Source organism: Rhodococcus sp. NPDC055112 (assembly GCF_053607505.1).
Window position 1 is genome coordinate 1 of the sequence record NZ_JBSGTR010000037.1, and the last position, 20,067, is coordinate 20,067.

At 69.9% G+C, this 20,067-nt stretch carries 17 protein-coding genes and 3 tRNA genes; 17 read left to right on the top strand and 3 right to left on the bottom strand.

Going from position 1 to position 20,067, the window contains the following annotated elements:
- The first annotated feature begins 274 nt into the window (after positions 1-274).
- Complete coding sequence (locus tag ACWFRB_RS16610; RefSeq protein ID WP_452642226.1) at positions 275-1,456, top strand: GDSL-type esterase/lipase family protein; 1,182 nt, start codon at positions 275-277, stop codon at positions 1,454-1,456.
- Positions 1,457-1,524: 68 nt separating this feature from the next.
- Here ACWFRB_RS16610 and ACWFRB_RS16615 read toward each other — a convergent pair whose 3' ends face one another.
- Positions 1,525-2,355 (bottom strand): siderophore-interacting protein, encoded by an 831-nt coding sequence (locus tag ACWFRB_RS16615; RefSeq protein WP_452642227.1) that lies wholly within the window; start codon positions 2,353-2,355, stop codon positions 1,525-1,527.
- Between the two features lie 99 nt (positions 2,356-2,454).
- On the opposite strand from ACWFRB_RS16615, the gene menD reads away from it, so the two are divergent.
- From menD to ACWFRB_RS16660, 9 genes are all read left to right on the top strand, one after another.
- Positions 2,455-4,077 (top strand): 2-succinyl-5-enolpyruvyl-6-hydroxy-3-cyclohexene-1-carboxylic-acid synthase, encoded by a 1,623-nt coding sequence (gene menD, locus ACWFRB_RS16620; RefSeq protein WP_452642228.1) that lies wholly within the window; start codon positions 2,455-2,457, stop codon positions 4,075-4,077.
- Complete coding sequence (locus tag ACWFRB_RS16625; protein ID WP_452642229.1) at positions 4,074-4,520, top strand: DUF3592 domain-containing protein; 447 nt, start codon at positions 4,074-4,076, stop codon at positions 4,518-4,520. The genes menD and ACWFRB_RS16625 overlap by 4 nt, the downstream gene beginning before the upstream one ends.
- Positions 4,521-4,606: 86 nt before the next feature.
- Positions 4,607-5,749 carry a glycosyltransferase family 4 protein gene (locus tag ACWFRB_RS16630; RefSeq protein ID WP_452642230.1) on the top strand — a complete coding sequence of 381 codons (1,143 nt, stop codon included), beginning with the start codon at positions 4,607-4,609 and terminating at the stop codon, positions 5,747-5,749.
- Positions 5,750-5,807: 58 nt separating this feature from the next.
- A complete protein-coding gene (locus tag ACWFRB_RS16635; RefSeq protein WP_452642231.1) occupies positions 5,808-6,506 on the top strand; it encodes a demethylmenaquinone methyltransferase in 699 nt (232 codons plus the stop codon).
- An 86-nt stretch (positions 6,507-6,592) separates the two neighbouring features.
- Complete coding sequence (locus ACWFRB_RS16640; protein ID WP_452642232.1) at positions 6,593-8,947, top strand: ATP-binding protein; 2,355 nt, start codon at positions 6,593-6,595, stop codon at positions 8,945-8,947.
- A gap of 103 nt (positions 8,948-9,050) precedes the next feature.
- Positions 9,051-9,929, top strand: a complete 879-nt coding sequence (locus ACWFRB_RS16645) for an alpha/beta fold hydrolase (protein ID WP_452642233.1) — start codon at positions 9,051-9,053, stop codon at positions 9,927-9,929.
- Positions 9,930-9,933: 4 nt separating this feature from the next.
- On the top strand, positions 9,934-10,335 hold the full coding sequence (locus tag ACWFRB_RS16650; RefSeq protein WP_452642234.1) for a Zn-ribbon domain-containing OB-fold protein: 402 nt from the start codon (positions 9,934-9,936) through the stop codon (positions 10,333-10,335).
- A gap of 37 nt (positions 10,336-10,372) precedes the next feature.
- Positions 10,373-12,733: an ATP-binding protein gene (locus tag ACWFRB_RS16655; RefSeq protein ID WP_452642235.1), complete on the top strand. Its 2,361-nt coding sequence runs from the start codon at positions 10,373-10,375 to the stop codon at positions 12,731-12,733.
- Positions 12,734-12,925: 192 nt separating this feature from the next.
- Positions 12,926-13,276, top strand: coding sequence for a Zn-ribbon domain-containing OB-fold protein (locus ACWFRB_RS16660; RefSeq protein WP_452642236.1), 351 nt, complete (start codon positions 12,926-12,928; stop codon positions 13,274-13,276).
- Here ACWFRB_RS16660 and ACWFRB_RS16665 read toward each other — a convergent pair.
- Complete coding sequence (locus ACWFRB_RS16665) at positions 13,269-14,477, bottom strand: geranylgeranyl reductase family protein (RefSeq protein WP_452642262.1); 1,209 nt, start codon at positions 14,475-14,477, stop codon at positions 13,269-13,271. The genes ACWFRB_RS16660 and ACWFRB_RS16665 overlap by 8 nt on opposite strands.
- A gap of 195 nt (positions 14,478-14,672) precedes the next feature.
- Here ACWFRB_RS16665 and ACWFRB_RS16670 point away from each other — a divergent pair, with 195 nt between their 5' ends.
- The 3 genes from ACWFRB_RS16670 to ACWFRB_RS16680 all read left to right on the top strand — a co-directional run bounded on the left by ACWFRB_RS16670 (position 14,673) and on the right by ACWFRB_RS16680 (position 18,645).
- Complete coding sequence (locus tag ACWFRB_RS16670; protein ID WP_452642237.1) at positions 14,673-15,704, top strand: polyprenyl synthetase family protein; 1,032 nt, start codon at positions 14,673-14,675, stop codon at positions 15,702-15,704.
- A gap of 114 nt (positions 15,705-15,818) precedes the next feature.
- Positions 15,819-16,691 (top strand): zinc metalloprotease HtpX, encoded by an 873-nt coding sequence (htpX, locus tag ACWFRB_RS16675; RefSeq protein WP_077040728.1) that lies wholly within the window; start codon positions 15,819-15,821, stop codon positions 16,689-16,691.
- Between the two features lie 181 nt (positions 16,692-16,872).
- Positions 16,873-18,645, top strand: a complete 1,773-nt coding sequence (locus ACWFRB_RS16680) for a CocE/NonD family hydrolase (RefSeq protein ID WP_452642263.1) — start codon at positions 16,873-16,875, stop codon at positions 18,643-18,645.
- Between the two features lie 78 nt (positions 18,646-18,723).
- Here the strand turns inward: ACWFRB_RS16680 and ACWFRB_RS16685 are convergent, their stop codons facing one another.
- Positions 18,724-19,215, bottom strand: coding sequence for a YajQ family cyclic di-GMP-binding protein (locus ACWFRB_RS16685; protein ID WP_452642238.1), 492 nt, complete (start codon positions 19,213-19,215; stop codon positions 18,724-18,726).
- Between the two features lie 152 nt (positions 19,216-19,367).
- On the opposite strand from ACWFRB_RS16685, the gene ACWFRB_RS16690 reads away from it, so the two are divergent.
- The 4 genes from ACWFRB_RS16690 (at position 19,368) to rpmG (ending at position 20,013) form a co-directional block, all read left to right on the top strand.
- A tRNA-Tyr gene (locus tag ACWFRB_RS16690) sits at positions 19,368-19,450 on the top strand.
- A gap of 146 nt (positions 19,451-19,596) precedes the next feature.
- Positions 19,597-19,669 (top strand) — tRNA-Thr (locus ACWFRB_RS16695).
- 40 nt (positions 19,670-19,709) lie between these two features.
- Positions 19,710-19,782 (top strand) — tRNA-Met (locus ACWFRB_RS16700).
- Positions 19,783-19,848: 66 nt separating this feature from the next.
- Positions 19,849-20,013 carry a 50S ribosomal protein L33 gene (rpmG, locus tag ACWFRB_RS16705; protein WP_027500669.1) on the top strand — a complete coding sequence of 55 codons (165 nt, stop codon included), beginning with the start codon at positions 19,849-19,851 and terminating at the stop codon, positions 20,011-20,013.
- The last annotated feature ends 54 nt before the right edge of the window (positions 20,014-20,067 follow it).

Here is a 20,067-nt window from a genome sequence, read left to right on the forward strand (position 1 = left end):
CGAGGGGCTGCGGCGACTGGGTGCGCTCGTCGAGTAGCACGCGTGCTGAGAGCGTCGTTGGCGGTGGCCCGGTTCCCTGGGGGTTCCGGCCCACCGTCGTATGTGGGGTCGGTGCCACCGTGCCGGAGCCGAAGTGTTTAACGCAAAAACTGCGATTACCCGGCGGTAGCCAACGGGCCCGTGCCAGACTCCCTGGCGTCACCGGCCGGCGACCAACCCATTCACGAATGCGTGCCTGTCCTCGTACGACAGGTGTGCCCATCCCCAGGAGCCCGTGTTGGTCGAAACCTGCCACAAATCTGCCGCCGGCCGCAGCGCCAGGAGTCTGCTCGCCGCCCTGCTGGCGGTACCCCTGGCCGCCGCCGGTCTGTCGGTGCTCGCCGCGCCGGCCGCGGCCGTTCCCGCCGGGCCGACGGCGAGCGTGTCGATGGGCGACAGCTACATGTCCGGCGAGGCGGGACGGTGGAAGGGCAACAGCCTCACCACCTCCGGCAGCCGCGACGGCACCGATCGGGCCTGGACGGGCAGCGGTTACGACCCCGCCCGCGTGTACGGCAGCACCTTCGCCAACGGCTGCGACCGCTCCGATTCGGCCGAGGTGAACAGTGCCACGTCCGTCGCGCAGACCAGGATCAACCTGGCCTGCTCCGGCGCCGTCACCGCCAACGTCTTCCGCGCAGTCAACGGCGGCCAGGCCTTCAAGGGTGAGGCGCCGCAGGCCGACCAGTTGGCCGCGGTCGCGGCGGCCAACAAGGTCAAGCTGATCACCCTCTCGATCGGCGGGAACGACCTCGGGTTCGCCGACGTCATCTCGACCTGCGTCCAGAACTACCTGGTCTGGTACTCCTACTGCAACGATGACCAGCAGGCGGCGGTGGACGGCAAGATGAACGCCGCGATGGACGGCGTCGCCAAGTCCATCGACGAGATCCGTGCGGTGATGTCCGGCGCAGGCTACGCGGCCGGGGACTACCGCGTGGTGCTGCAGTCCGCGCCCTCGCCGACCCCTCGCGCGGCGGACATCCGGTACCCGGAAAGCGGGTGGACGCGGGCGAACACCGGCGGCTGCCCGCTCTGGGACGGCGACGCCAACTGGGCCCGGGATTCCTTGGTGCCACAGATTTCCGACCGCCTCGCCGGTGTCGCGGCGGCGAAGGGAGTGCAGTTCCTCGACCTCCGCGATGCCTTCGACGGGCATGAGGTCTGTGCCAAGGCGGCCAAGCAGGCGAGCGCCTCGTCGGCGCCGTCAGGGGCGACCAGCGAGTGGATGCGCTGGCTGGACATGGGGTGGACCACGCAGGGCACCCGTCAGGAGTCGATGCACCCGAACTATTTCGGCCAGCTCGCGCTGGGGCGTTGCATCGACCTGCTGAACGCCAAGCCGAGCGGAAACTACGCCTGCCGCAACACGGCGGGGCAGGACCACAACGGGATGTTCCTGACCGCGCGTCCGTAGGCGGCTCCGCCGCCCGTGCGCGGTTGACGAGTCCAGGGACTCCTCAACCGCGCACGGGCGCGCAGCGCCTAGGGTGCGGACTTGCCGTGGCGCCAGAAGCCGGTGAAGGCGATATCGGACTTGGGCACCTTGCGGTCGTTGACCAGATGTCGTCGCAGGCCCGTCGACAGGTCGCTCTCGCCCGCGACGAACGTGTACGACGGCCCCGTCGGCAGCTCCGCCTGCCGCACCGTCTCCAGCGCGAGGACCCCGGGCCTGTCGTGCGGGTCGGAGCGGACCAGCCAGTGCAGGTTCACTCCCTCGGGCGTCGTCACCTGCTGGGCGTCCTCGGCGTGCGGGATCTCCACGAAGACCTCGGCGCGCAGATCGGCAGGGGCCGAACCCAGGATGCCCATGATGGCGGGTAGCGCGCTCTCGTCGCCGACGAGCAGCTGCCACTGCGCTTCCTGGGTCGGGTTGTAGATCAGGCCCTCGTCCAGCAGCGCGACCTCGTCCCCCGGCGTCGCCGAGCCGGCCCACGCCGACGCCGGTCCGGTGTCGCCGTGCGAGACGAAATCGATGTCCAGCTCGGGGATGGCCTCACCGAACACCGCCTCGTCCGCGCCGCGGAATCCGCGGACCGTGTAGTTCCTGACCACCGGCCGGGTGCTCTTCGACATCGCCAGGTACTGGGCGTACCAGAGGTTGCTGGTCGCGCTCGGCACCCGCAGTGTGGTCTGGCCCTGCTGGGGGATGAACATGCGGAACCACTGATCGAACCCCATGGGGGTGAAGCTGCGCAGTTCCTCGCCGCCGATGGTGACGCGGATGAAGTTGGGGCTCACCTGTTTGCTGCCGAGCACCCGGGCCCTGGTGATGTGCCGGTCCTCGGGTTTGACGAACTTGCTGCGCTTGGCCATGGTCTCGTTCCTCGCGGGGTGGTTAGCTCAGGCAATCCTAACTGACGGTGTGCCCGGACCGCCGCCCGTCGGCGGGTGGCCGTCTGACACCCTGGAACCGTGAATCCGTCCACAGCCCAGGCCACCGCCGTCGTCGACGAATTGATCCGCGGCGGGGTGCGCGACGTGGTGCTCTGCCCGGGTTCGCGCAATGCGCCGTTGGCCTTCGCGCTGCAGGCCGCGGACACGGCAGGGCGGCTGCGGCTGCACATGCGGATCGACGAGCGCACCGCCGGATTCCTCGCGGTAGGCCTCGCCATCGGTAGCGGGCACCCGGTGCCGATCGTGATGACCTCCGGCACCGCCGTGGCGAACCTCGGCCCCGCGGTGTTGGAGGCGAACTACGCCCGGGTCCCGCTCGTGGTCCTCAGCGCGAACCGCCCGTACGAACTCCTCGGGACGGGCGCCAATCAGACCATCGAGCAGCTGGGACTGTTCGGCAGCCAGGTGCGGGCCACCATCAGCCTCGGCCTCGCCGAGGACGGCGTCGACCAGAACAGCCAGTGGCGCTCGGCGGTCTGTCGGGTCCTGGCCGCGGCCAGGGGCGCACGGTCCGGCAATGCGGGACCGGTGCATTTCGACGTGCCGCTGCGGGAGCCGCTGGTTCCCGGCGCGCACGTCCAGGGCCCGGTGCCGGAGGGCAGGCCCGACGGCGCCCCGTGGACGACCACCACGCACGCGACCCTCGACGTGCCGCTCGAGCTGGACCTGACGCCCGACACAGTGGTGATCTCCGGCCACGGTTCGGGTCATCGGCCGGAGCTCGCAGGCCTGCCGACGGTCGCCGAGCCGACCGCACCGATGCACGGCCTCCCGCTGCACCCGCTGGCGCTGCCCCAGCTCAAGCCCCGGCAGGCGGTGATCACCGGCAGGCCGACGCTGCACCGTCCGGTGGCCAAGCTGCTCGCCGATCCCCGGGTGTCGGTGTTCGCGCTCACCACCGGCCCTCGCTGGCCCGACGTGTCCGGCAACGTGCTGGCCACCGGCACCCGCGCCGTCGTCTCCGGCGCCCCCGACGCGACCTGGCTCGAGCGTTGTCGGCACCTGACCGAGCATGCGGACAAGGCTGTGCGGCAACAGCTCTCGGCGCACCCGAAGCCGACCGGTCTGCACGTGGCCAAAGTGGTGATGGACTCGCTGTGCGATGGCGACCAGCTGCTGCTCGGTGCGTCCAACCCGGTGCGGGACGCGGCACTGGTCAGCTATCCGCGGGCGGGCGTCCGGGTGCTGTCGAACCGCGGTGTCGCGGGCATCGACGGCACCGTGTCGACGGCGGTCGGCGCGGCGATGGCCGCACCGGGGGAGCACACCCGCACCCTCGCGCTGATGGGCGACCTGACCTTCATGCACGACGCCTCCGGGCTGCTCATCGGCACCGGGGAACCGCGGCCGCGCGACCTCACGATCGTGGTGGCCAACGACGACGGCGGCGGCATCTTCGAACTCCTCGAGCAGGGCGATCCGCAGTACGCGGGTGTCTTCGAGCGGGTGTTCGGCACCCCGCACGGGATGGACCTGTCCGCGCTCTGCGCCGCCTACCGGGTCGAGCACCACGCGGTGAACCCCGAGCAGTTGGCGGTCGCGCTCACCGAGCCGAACACCGCGGGGATCAGGGTCCTCGAGGTCGCGACCGAACGTTCCGGGCTGCGCGAACTGCACGCCGCGGTACGGGCGCAGCTGTGACGCCGACGGTGGCGGGCCGGGTCAGGAAGGGGATCCTCGTCGCCGCGATCGGGATCTCGGTCCTTGCGGTGCTGCTGGTGGTCGCGGCCTGGCGCAACGACCTCACGATCGAGTCCGACAAGGGTGTGGCCACCGCCGAGGTGCTGTCCGCGGGCAGGCTGCGCTCCGCGATCAGCTTCGTCACCCCGGACGGGGTCACCAAGAACCCGCGGCTCGGCGTGCTGTACCCGACCGAGCTGATCGTCGGTCAGCGGATCGACGTCGAGTACGCGAGGTCCGATCCGGACCTGGTCCGGGTGTCCGGTCGCGACGTCCGGGTGGCCCTGGTCCCGGCCGGTTCGGTGATCGCGGTGACGTGGTTGATCGCCGTGCCCGCGCTCTGGCTGGTCCGGCGGCGCACGGCGGCCCAGCCGCCTCACGTCACGGTCGCCCCGCCCGCCTGATCCGATAGCCGAGGTTTCGCCGGAACTTCGCCGCCCGGACACCTCGGACTTCCCGTCCCGGCCCGCGCGGCGCGGACACTGGTCTGGTGCGAGTAGCCATCGTCGCGGAGTCGTTCCTGCCGAACATGAACGGGGTCACCCACTCGGTGATCCGGGTGCTCGAGCACCTCAGGCGCCACGGACACCAGGCGCTGCTCGTGGCCCCCGACAGTGTCGCAGGCCGCCCGGCCGCGCCCACCTCACACGACGGGTTCCCGGTGCACCGCGTGCCCGCCGTGATGATCCCGCGGGTCAGCTCCCTGCCCGTTGGCATCCCGCAGCCGGGGATCATCTCGGCGTTGCGGTCCTTCGACCCGGACGTGGTGCACCTGGCGTCGCCCTTCCTGCTCGGCGCGGGCGGGTTGGCCGCGGCCAATCGGCTCGATGTGCCCGCCGTCGCGGTCTATCAGACCGATGTGGCCGGCTTCGCGCAGAGCTACGGCCTGGGACTGACCAGCAGGGCGGCCTGGCGATGGACCCGCCGCCTGCACCGCGGGGCCGCCCGCACCCTCGCCCCGTCCACTGCCGCCGTCGAGGCGCTCGAATCGCGAGGTGTGCCAAGGGTGTTCCGCTGGGCTCGCGGCGTGGACACCGTGCGGTTCGCGCCGTCGCGGCGCAGCGCGGAGCTGCGGGCGAGCTGGTGCGACGCCGACCGGCTGGTGATCGGGTTCGTCGGACGCCTGGCCCCGGAGAAGCACGTCGAGCGGCTGGCCGTGCTGGCCGCCGACCCCAGCCTGCAGCTGGTGATCGTCGGCGACGGCCCCGAACGGGCGCGGTTGCAGCGGCTGATGCCGTCGGCGGTGTTCACCGGGCAACTCGGGGGAGACGAGCTGGCCAACGCCTACGCGAGCCTCGACCTGTTCGTGCACCCGGGCGAGCACGAGACCTTCTGTCAGGCGGTGCAGGAGGCCCTGGCCAGCGGTGTTCCGGTGATCGGTCCTGACGCAGGCGGACCGCGCGATCTCGTCGCGCACTGCAGCAACGGTTACCTGCTGCCGGTCGAGCGCTTCGAGGAGCTGCTGCCCAGTGCCGTCATCGCGCTGCGGGACCGGGCCACCCGCGCCCGGTTCGGAGCGTCCGCCAGGAGGTCGGTGCTGCACCGCACGTGGTCCTCGGTGTGTGGCGAACTGCTGGGCCACTACGCGGACGTGACGGGCTCGTGCGGTGTCCCGGCGCAGCGCTCGGCCTGAGCCGTCCGCGCGCCAACTGGGCGCGAGGCGTCCGGAGCGCGCCTGTAACGTCAACGATGTGGCAACAACACACGGGTCTCGGGCCTCGCTGGAGAAGGATCCGCACGAGGTCGCGTCGATGTTCGACGGCGTCGCGAAGCGGTACGACCTCACCAACACGGTGCTCTCGTTCGGGCAGGACCGCAGTTGGCGCAAGGCGACGCGCGCGGCGCTCGACCTGAAGCCCGGGGAGCGGGTGCTCGACCTCGCGGCGGGCACCGGTGTGTCCACCGTCGAGCTGGGCCGGTCCGGCGCCTGGGTGGTCGCCGCAGATTTCTCCAAGGGCATGCTCAAGGCAGGCGCCGACCGTCGGGTGCCGATGGTGGCGGGCGACGCGATGGCACTGCCGTTCGCGGACGCGGTGTTCGACGCCGCGACCATCTCCTTCGGGCTGCGCAACGTCTCTGACTTCGAGGCGGGCCTCAGGGAGATCGCCCGGGTGACCAAGCCGGGCGGTCGCCTCGTCGTCAGCGAGTTCTCCACCCCGATCTTCGGCCCGTTCCGCACGGTCTACATGGAGTACCTCATGAAGGCGCTGCCGGTGGTGGCGCGCGCGGTCAGCAGCAACCCCGACGCCTACGTGTACCTCGCGGAGTCGATCCGGGCCTGGCCGACGCAGGAGGAGTTGGCGCTCACGATCGAGGCGGCCGGCTGGAAGAACGTGAAGTGGCGCAACCTCACCGGCGGCGTCGTGGCGTTGCACCGCGCCGAACGGTAGCCCTCGCACGGCAATCCGCCCGTCGGCACGATCGCGGCGGGTAACGTGGAAAGAACAGGGGACCGTGTGATGAGAGTGACGCTTCGATGCCGCCCACCGTGCAAGGCAAGGTCGGGAACCTGCCCCTCGAGCTGACCAGTTTCGTCGGCCGCCGCCACGAGGTGACCGAGGCGCGACGGCTGCTGGCCGAGTCCCGTCTGGTGACGCTCACCGGGATCGGCGGGGTCGGTAAGACCCGGCTGGCGCTGCGAGTTGCCGAGGATTCCCGAGGTGCCTTCGCCGACGGGGTATGGCTCGTCGAACTCGGTGAGGTGTACGACCCGACGCTGGTGCCTGCCACGGTGGCCGCCGCGCTCGGGCTCAGGGACCAGCTCGCCCACCTTCCCGAGGAGGTGCTGGCGGACCACCTCGCCACCCGACGCCTGCTGCTGGTGCTCGACAACTGCGAGCACCTCGTCGAGGCCGTTGCGGGCCTGGCGGAGTCGTTGCTGAAGGCCTGCCCCGAGGTGCGCATTCTCGCCGCGAGCCGGGAGGCCCTCGGTATCAGCGGCGAGGCCGTGCTGCGGGTGCCGCCGTTGACGGCCCCGAGCAGCGACGAGGCGCCCTCGTTGCAGGGGCTTCCCCGATACGACGCGGTGGCGCTGTTCGCCGAGCGTGCCGCGGCCGCGGTACCCGAGTTCACCCTCACCGAGGACAACCGGCATGCGGTCGCCGGGATCTGCCACCGGCTGGACGGCCTGCCGCTGCCGATCGAGTTGGCGGCTGTGCGGCTGCGCGCGATGACGGCCGAACAGGTTCTGCAGCGGTTGACCGATCGTTTCCGGCTGCTGACCCTGGGCAGCCGTGGCGCTCCGACCCGTCAGCAGACGCTGTGGGGCAGCATCGAGTGGAGCCACGAGCTGTGCTCGGCCCGGGAACAGGAGCTGTGGGCCCGGCTGTCGGTGTTCGCGGGCGGATTCGAGTTCGACGCCGCGGAGGGGATCTGCGCCGCGGAGCTGTCCCATGACGACCTGCGCGAGGTCCTGGCGTCGCTGGCCGACAAGTCGATCCTCATCCGCGAGGAGCAGGGTCCCGCGGTGCGGTACCGGCTGCTCGAGACCCTCCGCGCCTACGGAAACGAGAAGCTGCGGGAATCCGGTGACCGCGACGCGCTGCATCGTCGGCATCGGGACTGGTACCTGCGGTTGGCCCACGAGGCCGAGACCGAGTGGATCGGGCCCAATCAGGTGTCCTGGATCGGCCGCCTGGAGCGGGAGACGTCGAACCTGCGCGAGGCGCTGCAGTTCGGCCTGGCGGCGCCGGGTGACGCCGAGGCCGATGCCGGCCTGCGGATGGTCAATTCCCTCTACCTGTACTGGATCTGCCGCGGGCAGATCAGCGAGGGCAGGCGCTGGCTGGATCGCGCGCTGGCGCGATCGGGCGATCGGCGGACGGCGGACCGGGTGCTCGCGCTGTTCGGGGGCAGCGTGATGACGGGCATGCAGCAGGAATTCGCCACCGCCACGGCCCTCGTGGACGAGTGCCGCACGCTCGCCGAGGAGCTGGGCGATCCGATGCTGCTGGCGGCCGCCGGGTACGCGGCCGGTTTTCGGGCACTGTTCAGCGGCGATCTCAAGGGCGCGCGGCATTCGTTCGAAGGCGCACTGCAGACGAGTCGGCCGACCGGCGAGCTACAACGGGCGATCGGGTGCCTGCTCGGATTGGCGGTCGCCAGCGGACTGCTCGGCGACGAGGGCCGGTCGGTCGCCTGCTACGAGCAGGTGTTCGCCATCACCGCACCGAGGGGCGAATCCTACTATCGCGCGTACGCACTGTGGGGGCTCGGCCTCGCGACCCTGCACCAGGGCGACAGGACACGGGCGGCCGCACAGCTGGCGCAGGCCTTGCGCCTGGTCAGGCGGGTCAACGACCCGATCATCGCCACGTGGTGCCTCGAGGCGATGGGGTGGATCGCGGCGGTCGAGGACGCGCCGGAGCGCGCCGCGGTCCTGTTGGGGGCCGCCAACGCGCTGGCGAAAGCGGAGGGAGGCATCACCGTCACACTGCCCAACCTGCTCAGCCACCACGCTGAGTGCAAACAGCGGGCACGCGCGGCACTCGGCGAGCGGGCCTTCGAGGAGGCACGGCGCCGCGGCAGGGGGATGGATTTCCGCGAGGCGATCGGCTACGCGCTCGGCGAACGCCGACCCGCAGGGCCGCCGGTGGCGGCGGAGGCGGAGGCGGTGAGCCTGACCCGGCGTGAGATGCAGGTCGCCGAGCTTGTCGCGCAGGGCCTCACGAACAGGGCGATCGCCGAGGAGCTCGTCATCTCGCCGCGGACCGCGCAGGGGCACGTCGAGCGGGCGCTGGCCAAGCTCGCGTTCACCTCGCGCACCCAGATCGCCGCCTGGTATCTCGAGCGGACGCGGGGGCAGGAGCCGGACGCGCAGCGCGGGGCCTGACCAGAAACAGGTATGTCTCCGGGTAGTTCCGCCCTGACGGACAAGGGGCGTACGCGGCAATGTGTGCTGGGTCATATCCGCGACCGCGAAGCCGAGGCCCTCGATGTTGCAGCACCCGACCAGCCACCCCTACGTTGTCAGCCAGGCGAGGAACACCAGCTGGAAGAACACCCTCGTCGAGGGTCGGGCGGCGACCTACGCGGTCGCGGGTGCGGGTGCTCCTGTCGTGTTCCTGCACGGGTACGGGCTGACACCTCGCGCGTACGACCGCGCACTGCTGCGGATGGCCGCTCAGGGAGTGCGGGTGTTCGCGCCCTCCCTTCCCGGATTCGGCGGCACCGCGGAGCTCCCCTCGCAGGACCGGAACCTGGCCGGGTACGCGCGCTGGCTCGGCGGGTTCCTCGATTCGATCGGTATCGCGGGACCGGTGACGCTCGTCGGTCACTCGTTCGGCGGTGGGGTCGCGATCCAGTCCGCGCACGACCTCGGCCCGAGGGTGTCGCGACTGGTGCTGGTCAACTCCGTGGGCGGGGCGGCATGGGCACCCGGGGGCGGCGGCGTGCGCCCGATCGGCGAGCGGCCGCTCTGGGACTGGGGCGCGGCGGCCACCGGCGATGCCCTCGCCATTCGGCCGTCCTTCTCGGGCTTGCTCGCGATCGCGGCCGATGCGGTGGGCAATACAATTCGCAATCCGCTCGGGATGTGGCAGCTCGCGCACCTGGCCCGAACCGCGGACCTGCGCGGCGAACTCGACGAGTTGGCGGAGCGCGGCCTTCCGGTGACGCTGCTCTGGGGCGGCGACGACACGTTCATCCCGCGCGCCAGCTTCGAATCCCTGTGCATCGCGCTCCGCAATCCCACGGTCGTCACCGTTGCCGGTAACCACGGCTGGCTGATCGACGACCCGCACGGATTCGGTACCGCGATGGCGACCGTATTCGGCGCGGAGCGGACTCAGACCCACACACCTGAGGCGGTGTGACGTCGTGACGGTCACGGGCGGGACCCACCTGTGGGCAGGCATGTCCGCGCGCACGCTGATGATCCGGCGCTGCGAGTGCTGTGAGCTGCTCCTTGCGCCGGTCGCGGTGACCTGTTCCTCGTGCGGGAGTGACCACCTGTCGCGGGTGCCGTCGAGCGGGCTCGGGTCGATGGTGACCTGGAAGCTGGCCGATCGGGCGCGGGTCGGTGCGGACGACGGCGCCCTGCCGTGCATGCTTGCCGTCGTCGCGCTCGACGACGGGCCCTGGATCTGCAGCTGGATCGAGGGTGAGATCGCGGTGCGCCCCGGCCGCCAGATCCGGGTGGAGTTCGATCACCTGGAGTCCGACGAGCGGTACCCGGTGTTTCACGGCTGCCAACACGCGCCTGCCGTGCGAGTCGCCTGACGCGACCCCTGCGACCCCACGCCGGGGGTAGCGTCGATTGGGCAGGGGACCGCGAGTTGAGAGTGACGGTTCGATGGCTACCGCTGTCCGGGGCAAGGTCGGGAATTTGCCGCTCGAGCTGACCAGTTTCGTCGGCCGTCGCCGCGAGGTGACCGAGACGCGGCGGCTGCTGTCTGTCTCGCGCCTGGTGACGTTGACCGGGATCGGCGGAGTCGGCAAGACCCGGCTCGCGCTCCGGGTGGCTGAGGATTCGAGGCGGTCGTTCGAGGACGGTGTGTGGCTGGTCGAGCTCGGCGAACTGCAGGAGGAGGCCCTGCTGCCCGACCTGGTGGCCGCGACGCTCGGGCTGCGGGAGCAGTCGACGAATCGCACGCAGGACTCGCTGGCGGAGTACCTCGCCGATCGACGACTGCTGCTGGTGCTGGACAACTGTGAACACGTACTCGATGCGGCCGCGGCACTCGCCGAGTCGTTGCTGCGGCGCTGCCCGGACCTCCGGATCCTGGCGACCAGCCGCGAGCCGTTCGGCATCGGAGCGGAGGCCTTTCTTCGGGTACCGCCGTTGTCGGTCTCGGATCCGGATCGGCGCTCGTCCGGGCGCGGGTCGGCCCGGTCCGACGCCGTGGCGCTCTTCGCCGAACGGGCGTCCGCCGCGGTTCCGGAGTTCGGGCTCACCGAGGACAACCAGGATGCGGTGGCCCGGATCTGTCAGCGGTTGGACGGGTTGCCGCTGCCCATCGAGTTGGCCGCCGTCCGCATGCGGGCGATGTCCGCGGAACAGATCCTGGACCGGTTGAACGATCGATACAGCCTGCTGACCGGGGGTGTTCGCGGCGCGCCGACGCGGCAACAGACCCTGCGCCTGTGCATCGACTGGAGCCACGAGCTGTGCACCGAGCCGGAGCGGATGCTGTGGCGGCGGATGTCGGTGTTCACCGGTGGTTTCGAGCTCGATGCGGCCGAGGGCATCTGCGCAGGGGATCTGAGCCCGGACGACCTGCTGGACGTGGTGGCGGCGCTGGTCGACAGGTCGATCCTGATCCGAGAGGAAGCGGGTGCCGTGGTGCGGTACCGGCTCCTCGAGACCCTCCGCGAGTACGGCCGTGAGAAGTTGGAGGAATCCGGTGAGTACGCCTCGATGCGGCGACGGCACCGGGACTGGTACCAGCAGCTCGTGATCCGCGTCGAGGCCGAGTGGATCGGTCCGCGGCAGGTGGAGTGGATGGAACGGCTGGGGCGGGAGCAGCCGAACCTGCGCGAGGCGATGGAGTTCTGCCTGACCGAGCCGGGAGAGCAGGAGGCCGGCCTGCGCTTCGCCGCTGCCATGGCCCCTTTCTGGTTGTCCCGGGGCCTGCTCGGGGAGGGCAGGCACTGGCTCGATCAGGTCCTCGACCGCCAGGATGGGCCGCCGACCGTGGAGTGGATCTGGGGCCTGTACGCGGACAGCGTGCTGGCAGGCAACCAGGGCGACATCGAGGCGGGGGCGGCGCTGGTCGAGCGGGCGCGGGAGGCCGCGGAGGTCCTCGACGACGCCCAGGCCCGCGCGCTCGTCACCCTCGCCGTCGGGCAGCTCGCCGTGTGCAGCGGGGACCTGCGGCTGGCCGTCTCCTCCCTCGAGGAGATCGTCGACGCCTTCCACACCGGCCGGGAGCTGGTGCTGCGGCTCGCGACGCTGCTCGGCCTCGCGCTGGCCTGCGGGCTGCTCGGGGACACGCCGCGCTCGATCGCCTGCCAGGAGGCTGCTCTCGAGATCACCGAATCCCGCGGCGAGTCCGTGTACCGGGCCTACTCGCTGTCGACCCTCGGGCTCGCGTTGTGGCAGAGCGATCCCCGGCGGGCGGCCGGGCTGCTCGAGCAAGGTCTCCGGCTCAGCCGCGTCGTGGACGATCCGCTCGGATCCGCGATCTGTGTCGAGGCGCTGGCCTGGGTCGCGGCGGGTGATCGGCTCGCCCGGCGCGCGGCCGTGCTGTTCGGCATCGCCAACTCGCTGTGGCGGGTCGTCGGCAGCGTCGGGATCGTCATTCCGCCCCTGCTCGCGTACCGCGAGGAGTCGGAGCGGCAGGTCCGCGGCGCGCTCGCCAAGCGCGCCTACGAGTCGGCCTTCGAGGAGGGCGCGAACCTGAGCTTCGATGACGGCATCGCGTACGCGCTGGACGAGCAGCTCCAGGGGTCCCCGACCGCCGGTGCCTCCTCGGCCCTGACCCGACGCGAGCTGCAGGTCGCCGACCTGGTCGCGCAGGGCCTCACGAACAGGGCGATCGCCGAGCAACTGGTGATCGCCCCGCGCACCGTCGAGGGCCACGTCGAGCACGTCCTGGCCAAGCTGGGCTTCACCTCCCGCGCGCAGATCGCCGCGTGGGTCGTCGAGCAGGCGCAGGTCGACGCCCGACCCCTCTGACGATCGCGTCGGGGTCGGTGAGCGGAGAAACAGGTACCCACCCGGGTGGTTCCACCGTCGCCGGGGACTCGGGCAAAAGGGACACTTTGACTCGTCATCAGCTCCAGGAAGCCGAGGTCCCCGATGTTCGAGCAGCAGGTGCAGTGCACATCCACAGGTGCGAGAAGTGTCCGGATCCGGCGGCGGGCGCTGATGATCTTGCGCTGCGAGGGGTGTGCGACGCTGCTGGCCCCCGAGGAGACGGCGTGCACCTCGTGCGGCCGGGACGAACTCGAGCGGGTGCGGGCCGCGGGTACGGGGACGGTGGTGTCGTGGACGGTGGTGGATTGCTCGTCGGTCGACCTCCCGCTGGACCTGGTGCCGTGCACGCTCGCGATCGTCGAGCTCGACGAGGGTCCGTGGATCTACACCTGGATCGAGGGGGAGCTGCCGGTGCATCCGGATCGGTCGGTGCGGGTGGAGTTCCGAGTGGCGGAATCGGGGGAGCGGTTCCCCGTGTTCGCCGTTCGGCAGACTCTCGCGGATCGAGCTGAGATCAGCTGAACGGCGGTCGGGAGTCGAGTCGCAGCGACGACGAACCCGACGCCCGCCACGCCCGCGCAGTCAGGTCGCGGTCTGCATCGGTCACGAGATTGCCCATCACCCGGACCGCGATCGTCATCAGGGCACGCGAACGCATCGCCAGCGGCCCGGAGGCAGGCAACACCCGGGGGACGGTGAGCAGGCCTGCGAGCCGACGGGCGATCGAGAAGGCCTGCCCGTACCGTTCCCGCAGCAGGGTCGGCCACAGCTCGGTGAGGTCATGGGCCCCGAGTACCTCGGCCACCATCGAGCCGGTCTCCAGGCCGTAGTCGATTCCCTCCCCGTTGAGCGGGTTCACACAGGCCGCGGCGTCGCCGATGATCGCCCAGTTGGTTCCTGCCACGCCGGACACCGCCCCGCCCATCGGGAGCAGTGCGGATGCAACCGCGCGTACGGGTCCGTCGAGCCGCCACTCGTCGCGGCGCTGCTCCGCGTACAGCTCGATCAACGGCCGGAGAGCACCCGGCGCGGGCCGCTTCGCGGTGGCCAGGGTGCCGACGCCGAGGTTGACCTCGCCGGTCCCGAGCGGGAACACCCAGCCGTAGCCCGCCTGCAGGGTCCCCTCGCGGTCGCGCAGTTCGAGGTGTGAGGTGATCCACGGGTCGGCGCTGCGGGCGGAGCGGACATAGGCGCGGGCCGCCACCCCGTACGCGGTGTCGCGATGCCACTCGCGGCCGAGACGTTTGCCCAGGGTGGAGCGCACGCCGTCGGCGACGATGAGGTGCTCGCACCGGACCGTGCGCGGCCCGTCGGCCGTCTGGAGGGTCACCGACCGCACCCGGTTTCCGTCCCGGTCGGCGTCAACGGCCTTGGCGCCCTGCACCATCCGGGCGCCGGCGTCGAGCGCGACCTGTCGGATCCGGTCGTCGAGTTCGGTTCTCGGGACGGCGCTGCCGGTGCTCGGCAGTGAGCCGCCGGGCCACGGCAGCTCCAGTTCCTGCCCGAACCCGTTCAGTCGCAGGCCCCGGTTGGTGGCGCGGGTGGCGAGCCAGTCGCCGAGGCCGAGATGGACGAGTTCCGCCACGGCGCGCGGGGTGAGTCCGTCGCCACATGTCTTGTCCCTCGGGAAGGTGGCGGAGTCGGCGAGCAGCACCTCGCGGCCCGCGCGCGCCGCCCATGCCGCCGCTGCGGAACCGGCGGGACCTGCGCCGATCACCACCACTTCGGCGTGCGCGGGGACGTCATCGGGCGCCTCGGAACGGGCGGCGGAGGGATCGGGGTCGACAGGCGAGGGCACCACCCCAGTATCTTCTCAGGCCGGGGTCGACCGCTGTGGTCAGCCCGACGGGCCGCGAACCCGATAGGTTCACTACCGTGACAGTTATGGCATCGGTTGCTGGGCATCACGCGAGACGGGATGGGAACTGAGATCGTGAGCACGAGCGAAGCGATGGGCACGGTCGTTGCCGGCGTGGATCTGGGGGATCCGGCGCTGGCCGAGGTGGTGCGTGGGGGTCTCGCCGAGGTCGAGAGCCTGCTGGTGAGTGAGCTCTCGGATGGCGAGGACTTTCTCACCGAGGCGGCACTGCACCTGGCGAAGGCGGGTGGCAAGCGGTTCCGGCCGCTGTTCACCCTGCTGACGGCGCAACTGGGCCCCAATCCGACGGACCCGGCGACCATCACCGCGGCCACCGTCGTCGAGCTGGTCCACCTGGCCACGCTCTACCACGACGACGTGATGGACGAGGCGACGATGCGCCGCGGCGCCCCGAGCGCGAACTCGCGCTGGGGCAACTCCATCGCCATCCTGGCGGGGGACTACCTGTTCGCACACGCCTCCCGGCTGGTGTCCACGCTCGGACCCGAGGCGGTGCGGATCATCGCCGAGACCTTCGCCGAGCTCGTCACCGGGCAGATGCGGGAGACCATCGGCGTCAAGGAGCAGCAGGATCCCGTCGAGCACTACCTGAAGGTGGTGTGGGAGAAGACGGGATCGCTGATCGCGGCCTGCGGTCGGTTCGGCGGCACCTTCTCCGGAGCGAGCGCCGACGACGTGGTCCGCCTCGAGCGGCTCGGCGACGCGGTGGGCACCGCCTTCCAGATCTCCGACGACATCATCGACATCTCCTCGGTCGCCGCACAGTCCGGCAAGACCCCGGGCACCGACCTGCGCGAGGGGGTGCACACCCTGCCGGTGCTCTACGCGCTGCGCGAGGAGGGCCCCGACGCCGATCGTCTGCGGGTGCTGCTCGACGGCCCGGTCACCGACGACGACGCGGTCGAGGAGGCGCTGGCGTTGCTGGAGCGTTCCCCCGGCATGGCGGCCGCCAAGGCCAAGCTGGCGGAGTACGCCGCCTCGGCGCATGCACAGCTCGCGGAGCTGCCGCACGGGCCTGCGAACGACGCGCTCGGTCGGCTGGTGGATTACACGATCGCGCGGGTCGGCTGACGGTAACGTCTCGGCTCGGGTCCACGTGGCTCGCCGACGCGCTGCGTGCGGGGGAACGTCCCTCCGGGCTCTTTCGTTGATCAATTGAGTGTCCGGCGAGAGAAGGGGCCCAACGTGCACCGTTATTCCAACGGGTTGAAGACCTTTGCGTTGCTGGTGGGGATGTCCGCCCTGATCGTGTTCATCGGGGCGCTGTTCAACAACAGGAGCATCCTCATCTTCTCGATCGTCCTCGCGGTCGGGATGAACGGCTACGCGTACTTCAACAGCGACAAGCTGGCGCTCAAGGCCATGCACGCGCAGCCGGTCACCGAGGTCGAGGCGCCGGTCATCTACAAGATCGTGCGCGAGCTGGCGACCACGGCGCATCAGCCGATGCCCCGGCTCTACATCAGCCCGACGGCCGCGCCGAATGCCTTCGCCACGGGCCGCAACCCGCGCAACGCGGCGGTGTGCTGCACCAGCGGCATCCTGCAGATCCTCGACGAGCGGGAGCTGCGTGCCGTGCTCGGTCACGAGCTCTCGCACGTGTACAACCGCGACATCCTGATCTCCTCTGTCGCGGGTGCGATGGCCGCGGTCATCTCGGGCCTGGCCAACATGGCGATGTTCGCCTCGATGTTCGGTGGCCGAGGGGAGGGCAGGCCGAACCCGCTGGCGCTGCTGCTCGTCTCGTTGCTCGGTCCGATCGCGGCCTCGGTGGTGAAGATGGCGGTCTCGCGCTCGAGGGAGTACCAGGCCGACCAGTCCGGCGCGGAACTCAGCGGTGATCCGCTGGCGCTCGCGTCGGCGTTGCGCAAGCTGGAGCGCGGCGTCGAGGCCGCTCCGCTGCCGCCGGAGCCGAAGATCGCCGCGCAGTCGCACATGATGATCGCGAACCCGTTCCGGGCGGGCGACAAGATGAGCAGGCTGTTCTCCACCCACCCGCCCATGGCGGAGCGGATCGACCGCTTGGAGAAGATGGCGGGCCGCCGACTCCCCGAGTGACGGACGCCATCCGGGTCGGCCGTACCGCCCAGTGCCCCCAGCACCGCGCGCCCGCCGAAAATGGCATACATTTCCTGCGTCGAATCGGGGTCGACGTCGTTGATCCTGGTCGGCGACTCATACCCGAATCGACGACAGGTTATCGGTGAGACGACAAGCGAGTTCGTTGGCCGCAGCGGTGATGCTCACCGCGGCTGCCTGGGTTGTTCCGACGGGCACGGCTGCGGCCGATCCCGCCGGATTCTCCAAGCAGACCTTGCATTTCGACGTGCGAGTCGGCCCCGACGGGTCGCAGCGGTGCGACGTCATCGGCGATCTCTACACGCCCACGTCTGCCTCTGCCGACCATCGGGTCCCCGCGGCCCTGACGACCAACGGCTTCGGCGGTTCCAAGGACCAGCAGGCGGGCATGGCGGGAATGCTCGCCTCACGCGGGTACGCGGTGCTCTCGTACTCCGGGCTGGGCTTCGGCGGTTCGGGTTGCAAGGTCAGCCTGGACAGCCCGGACTACGACGGCAAGGCCGCTGCCGCCCTCGTGAGCTTCCTCGGCGGGGCCGACGGCATCGCCTACGCGGACGCCGCGTACACGACCCCGGTTGCCGGCCTGGACTACGTCCTCGCGGACGTGGTGGCCAATGACGGAAAGCCCGCTGAGCACGATCCGCGGGTGGGCATGTTCGGCGGCTCCTATGGCGGTGCGGTCCAGTTCGCGGCGGCCGCGACTGACCCGCGCATCGACACGATCATCCCGATGATCACGTGGAACGACATCAGCTACTCGCTCGCTCCCAACAGCACCGACTTCGCGTCGGGTGTGAGCTCGCGGACGCCGGGCGCGGCCAAGACATCGTGGGCGATGCTCTTCTCGGCGGCAGGGGCCACCGGTCCGGGAGCGGCCGGCTATCAGGCCGATCCCGCCCGTGCCCTGCCCTGCCCCAATTTCCTCGACGTGGTGTGTCCGGCCCTCGTACAGGCGATGACCGCGGGCTTTGCGGAACCCGCGTTGGTGGACTCCCTGCGAGGGTCCTCGGTGGCGTCCTACGTGGACCGGATCAAGATCCCGGTGCTGCTGACGCAGGGCCAGAGGGACACGCTGTTCAATCTGAACGAGGCCGAGGCGACCTTCGATGCGCTCAAGGCGCAGGGCAACGACGTGAAGATGATCTGGCACACGTGGGGGCACTCAGGGCTCACCGCGGCTCCCGGCGAGTACGACCCCAAGAACCCGGATCCGGAGGCGCAGTATCAGACCGGCCGGATCCTCGACTGGCTCGACCATCACCTCAAGGGGTCCGATGTCGACACCGGGCCGGTGTTCAGCTACTTCCGCGACTGGGTCGACTATGACGGAAACGCGGCGCCCGCATATGCGTCGGCATCGGATCCGGCTGTGGGACAGGGACGTTCGTTCTTTCTCTCAAACGCTTCGCAGCTGACCCCGGATCGCGGCGGCATCGCTCCAGGAGCGCAGAGCCTGTTCACTCCTGCCGGTGGCCTGGCAACGAGCACGGGCGTGACCAGCCTGATGAAGATCTCGGATGGGCCCGAAACGGAGGTCGCGGGCACCGTCGCATCGTGGACGTCGGGTCCGATGGGCGACCCGATGGACGTGGTGGGCGCGCCGAAGCTGTCTGTTCGCGTGTCGACCGCCCCGGGGCTCTCCGGCGGGGTGGCGGACTCCGCGGTGGTCTTCGTCAAGCTCTATGACGTCGCGCCGGACGGCGCGGCGACGCTGATCAACGCGAATGTGGCGCCGGTCCGCATCCTGGATCAGAGCAAGCCGGTCGACGTCACCCTGCCCGCGATCGTGCACCGGTTTGCGCCCGGCCACAGTGTCCGTCTGGCGATCGCAGGCGGGGACGGGTCCTTCCGCGGTGGGCTGGTCCCGCATCAGATCACGGTCTCGACGGGCGATCCCGGCCAGCAGCTGGTGCTGCCCGTGGTGGGGGATTGACCTCGGGCCCCATCGCAACCGAAGAGGGGACCGCGCGGCCATCACGGCCGTGCGGTCCCCCTCTTTGTTCTCCGGTGTCTATCGGTAGTTGACGAACTGCAGGGCGATGCCGAAGTCCTCGCCCTTGAGCAGCGAGATGATGGCCTGCAGGTCGTCGCGCTTCTTGCTGCTGACGCGGAGCTCGTCGCCCTGGATCTGCGCCTTGACGCCCTTGGGGCCCTCGTCGCGGATCTTCTTCGAGATCTTCTTCGCGTTCTCGGTGGTGATGCCCTGGACCAGGGTTCCGGACAGCTTGTAGATCTTGCCCGACTGCGCGGGCTCGCCTGCGTCGAACGCCTTGAGTGAGATGTCCCGGCGGATCAACTTCTCCTTGAACACCTCGAGCGCCGCCTGCAGCCGCTCCTCGGTGTCGGCGGTCAGGGTGATCGCCTCCTCGCCGGACCAGTCGATGCTCGCGCCGGTGTTACGGAAGTCGAAGCGCGTCGACAGCTCCTTGGCCGCCTGGTGCAGCGCGTTGTCCACTTCCTGCCGGTCGACCTTGCTCACCACATCGAAGGATGAATCCGCCACGGCAACTCCCTTGTTCATCGTGCGTGAGCATGCGCCCACGCGTGAGAACCCACGATAACCACACGGTTTGCATTTACCCGCCTGGGTCGAGGTATTCTCTCTCCGCACCAGCGAAGACCCGGATCGTCTCGGATCTACACTGGATGTCACCCGGCAGATTGCCCGAGCGGCCAATGGGAGCGGACTGTAAATCCGTCGGCTTATGCCTACGTAGGTTCGAATCCTACATCTGCCACAACCGGGTCCCGGTGAGCGCAAGCTCGCCGGGGCTCGTTGATTACACGGAAGGAAAGAGCGCCTGACCTGCGGGTTTGGCACTCAGCCCCGCCGCTGTGTAATCTCTTGAAGGCTTCAACGCATGAACGAAGTGCGCGGAAGCATGCCCCCTTAGCTCAGTCGGCAGAGCGTTTCCATGGTAAGGAAAAGGTCAACGGTTCGATTCCGTTAGGGGGCTCGCTGGATTGGGTGTCCATAGACTGGCACCGATGCACCGAGGCGGTGTAGCTCAGTTGGTAGAGCAAACGACTCATAATCGTTGTGTCGCCGGTTCAAGTCCGGCCATCGCTACACAAGTGGACACATAGAACACTCCCTGATTGACCCCGATCAGATTTATCCGAAAGAAGGCATCCCGTGGCCTCGACTGACGTTCGGCCCAAGATCACCTTGGCCTGCGAGGTATGCAAGCACCGCAACTACATCACCAAGAAGAACCGTCGCAACGATCCCGATCGTCTCGAGATCAAGAAGTTCTGCCCGAATTGCGGAACGCATCAGGCGCACCGCGAGTCGCGCTAGTACTCTTCGAGTCGACGCGGAGATCGTAGGGGTCGGTTCCCGGCTTCTGGCCTA